The organism is Caulobacter sp. GW821-FHT09B11 (assembly GCF_059418205.1).
On sequence record NZ_JBWKPK010000009.1, the window covers coordinates 12,675 to 16,251 of the forward strand.

The 3,577-nt window shown below is 71.0% G+C and carries 2 protein-coding genes; both read left to right on the top strand.

The features are described 5' to 3' along the window. Window positions 1–196 precede the first annotated feature (196 nt). Entirely contained in the window at window positions 197–1,987 is a 1,791-nt protein-coding gene (locus AC07N1_RS08580; protein ID WP_494671411.1) for a M3 family oligoendopeptidase, read from the top strand. 148 nt (window positions 1,988–2,135) lie between these two features. After that, a complete protein-coding gene (locus AC07N1_RS08585) occupies window positions 2,136–3,491 on the top strand; it encodes an ABC1 kinase family protein (RefSeq protein ID WP_494671412.1) in 1,356 nt (451 codons plus the stop codon). Window positions 3,492–3,577: the final 86 nt, after the last annotated feature.

A 3,577-nucleotide genomic window follows, 5' to 3' on the forward strand; every position in this document is an offset into this window, starting at 1 on the left:
CCCCCCCCCCCCCCCCCCCCCCCCCCCCCCCCCCCCCCCGCGGCTGATGACTCCCCGCACCTCGAAAGCTGAAAACGTCCCCCCTCCGGCCCTCCGGGCCACCTCCCCCACAGGGGGAGGATCTTCGCTGCCGACCTCGCGTTTTCCACCCTTCCCGATTGCTTCATCCCCGCCAGACGCCATATCCCTTCACACCATGAACGCCCCCTTCAAGCCCGACGCCCTTCCCGAGTGGAACCTCGCCGACCTCTATGCCGGCCGCGAGGATCCGAGGATCGAAACCGACCTGGTCGCCGCCAAGGCCGCCAATGACGAACTGGCCTCGCTAGAGGGCATGTTCCTCGAAGCGCGGGGCGAGCCGGCGCGGCTGGGCAAGCTGCTGGATCGCGGCATCCGGCTCTATGAGGAGGCGACGAACGGCCTGTGGGGCGTGGGCGCCTATGCGGGCCTGGCCGCCTCTACCGCCCGCGACGACCCGGCCTGGGCCAAGTTCGAGGCCGATCTTCGCGCCCGCTCCTCGCAGATCGCCGCCGACAGCCTGTTCTTCTCGCTGGAGCTGAACCAGCTGGAGGACGCCGAGCTGAACGCAGCGCTGGAGGCCCACGAGCCGGCCCGCCGCTGGACGCCGTGGCTGCGCCGCCTGCGCCTGTCGCGCCCGCACGAGCTGTCGGCCGAGCTGGAGCGCTACATCGTCGATCGCGGCCCGGCCGTCGCCAACTGGGTGCGGCTCTATGACGAGACCCTGGCCAAACTGTCGGCCAAGGTCGGCAAGGAGCAGCTGACCCTGCCCGAGGCGCTGAACCGCCTGTCCGATCCCGACGTGCGCCGCCGCAAGGCCGCGGCCGACGGCCTGGCTCACGCCCTGCACGAGCGCGCCTCGACCCAGGCCCTGGTGATGAACACCCTGGCCTTCGAAAAGCAGGTCGAGGACCGCTGGCGGCGTTACGACGACCCGGCCCACTCGCGCCATCTGGCCAACGAGGTCGACGCCGACGCGGTCGACGCCCTGGAAGCGGCCGTGGTCGAGGCCTATCCGCGCCTGTCGCACCGCTATTATGCGCTCAAGGCCAAGGCCATGGGCCGCAAGTCGCTCGACTACTGGGACCGCAACGCCCCGCTCGACGCCGCCCAGCCGCGCACCTATCCCTGGGCCGAGGCCAGGGACGTGGTGCTGGAAAGCTTCCAGGCCCTGGCCCCGAAGTTCGCCGACACGGCGCAGACCTTCTTCACCCAGCCGTGGATCGACGCGCGGCCGCGGGCCGGCAAGCAGTCGGGCGCCTATTCGCATCCGGTGACCGCTGACCGCCACCCCTACGTCTTCATGAACTACATGGGCGAGCGGCGCGACGTGCTGACCCTGGCTCACGAGCTGGGCCACGCCGTGCACCAGACCCTGTGCGCGCCGCTTGGCACCCTGCTGGCCGACACGCCCCTGACCCTGGCCGAGACCGCCTCGATCTTCGGCGAGGGCCTGGTGTTCGACCGCCTGCTGGCCGAGGCCACCCCCGCCGACCGCAAGGGGCTGCTGGCCGGCAAGATCGAAGACGGGCTGAACACCGTGGTCCGCCAGATCGCCTTCCACCGCTTCGAACGCAGGTTCCACGCCGCCCGCCAGGAGGGCGAGCTGTCGCCCGACCAGATCGGCGGCCTGTGGCTGGAGACGATGGCCGAGAGCCTGGGTCCGGCCGTCGTGCTGAACGAGGGCTACGAACACTACTGGGCCTATGTCAGCCACTTCGTGCACGCGCCGTTCTACGTCTACGCCTACGCGTTCGGCGACCTCCTGGTGCGCGGCCTGATGGAAAAGCGCCGCGAAGACCCGACGACCTTCGCGCCGCTCTACGAGGACCTGCTGGCCGCCGGCGGCACCCGCACCTATGTCGAGGCCCTCAAGCCCTTCGGCCTCAACCCGCGCGACAAGGCCTTCTGGACGGCGGGGTGCCGGCAGCTGGAACGGCTGGTGGACGAGTTCGAGGCGCTGGTGTGAGGATCGCCCTTAAGGAGCCTCCCCCTGTGGGGGAGGCGGCCCCCAGGGCCGGAGGGGGGCCGTTTTCAGCTTCCCCATCGCTAGCCGGCCCAGCACTCCCCCCACCGATCGCTGGCGCGATCGCCTCCCCCATAGGGGGAGGTTCCTGATGGTCGATGACCCAGAACGCAACCGCCTGTCCGGCCGCCTGGCCCGGTTCGCCAAGGTCGGCGCGGGCCTCTCCGGCGCGGCCGTCAGCTACGGCGCCAACAGCCTGTTCGCCGGCGACGACGCGTCCGCCCGCAACGCCAAGGCGCTGAAGGCGGCGCTGGGCGGGTTGAAAGGTCCGCTGATGAAGGCGGCCCAGATGTTCGCCACGGTGCCGGACCTGCTGCCGCCGGAGTTCGCCAAGGAACTGGCCGAGCTGCAGACCAACGCCCCGGCCATGGGCTGGCCGTTCGTGCGCCGGCGGATGGCGGCGGAGCTGGGCGCCGACTGGGCCAGCAGGTTCACCAGCTTCGAGCACGAGGCCGCCGCGGCCGCTTCCCTGGGCCAGGTGCACCGCGCCGTAGCCCCCGACGGCCGCAGGCTGGCGGTGAAGCTCCAATATCCCGACATGCAGAGCGCCGTCGAAAGCGACCTTGGACAGCTGCGCGCCCTGATCGCCCTGCTCAAGCGGATGGACGGCGCGATCGACCCGACCGAGATGATCGAGGAGATCGGCGACCGCCTGCGCGAGGAGCTCGACTACGAGCGCGAGGCCAGGATGATGGCCGTCTATGGCGGCTTCTTCGCCGGCCGCGACGACATCCGCACGCCCCTGCCCGTCCCCGAGCTCTCGACCCGGCGCCTGCTCAGCATGACCTGGCTCGACGGCCAGGGGCTGATGGCCTTCAAGACCGCGCCGCAGGAGACCCGCGACCGTATCGCCGCCCTGCTGTTCGAGGCCTGGTGGGGTCCGATGACCCACATCGGCGTCATCCACGGCGATCCGCACCTGGGCAACTACACCTTCGGCGGCGGCGAGGATGGGGCCGCGCACCTCAACCTGCTCGACTTCGGCTGCATCCGGGTGTTCCCGCCGCGCTTCGTGGCCGGGGTGGTGCGGCTCTACCGCGCCCTCTCCGAGGACGACCGCGCTGGCCAGATGGAGGCCTATCGCAGCTGGGGCTTCGCCAACCTGACCGACGAGCTGGTCGACGTGCTGAACGTCTGGGCGCGGTTCATCTACGGCCCGCTGCTTGACGACCGGGTGCGCACGGTGGCCGACGACGTGCCGCCCGGCGAGTACGGCCGCCGCGAGGCCTTCAAGGTGCGCCAGGCGCTCAAATCGGTCGGCGGCGTCGTCATCCCGCGCGAGTTCGTGTTCATGGACCGCGCCGCCATCGGCCTGGGCGCGGCCTTCCTGCACCTGGGCGCCCGCCACAACTGGCGCGCCCTGTTCGAGGCCTCGCTGGAGGGGTTCTCGGAGGAGGGACTGGCGGAGCGGCAGAGCAAGGTGCTGGGGGCGGCGGGGATCGCATAACCGATCCTCCCCCGTGCAACGGGGGAGGGGGACCACGAAGTGGTGGAGGGGGCGAGACTGGGCGCTGAGCTTGCGGTGGGGGGCGG

What these genes read in the sequence shown, in the direction of transcription:
- AC07N1_RS08580 (WP_494671411.1), top strand. Translation starts at nt 197, where the DNA reads ATGAACGCCCCCTTCAAGCCCGACGCCCTTCCCGAGTGGAACCTCGCC.
- AC07N1_RS08585 (WP_494671412.1), top strand. Translation starts at nt 2,136, where the DNA reads ATGGTCGATGACCCAGAACGCAACCGCCTGTCCGGCCGCCTGGCCCGG.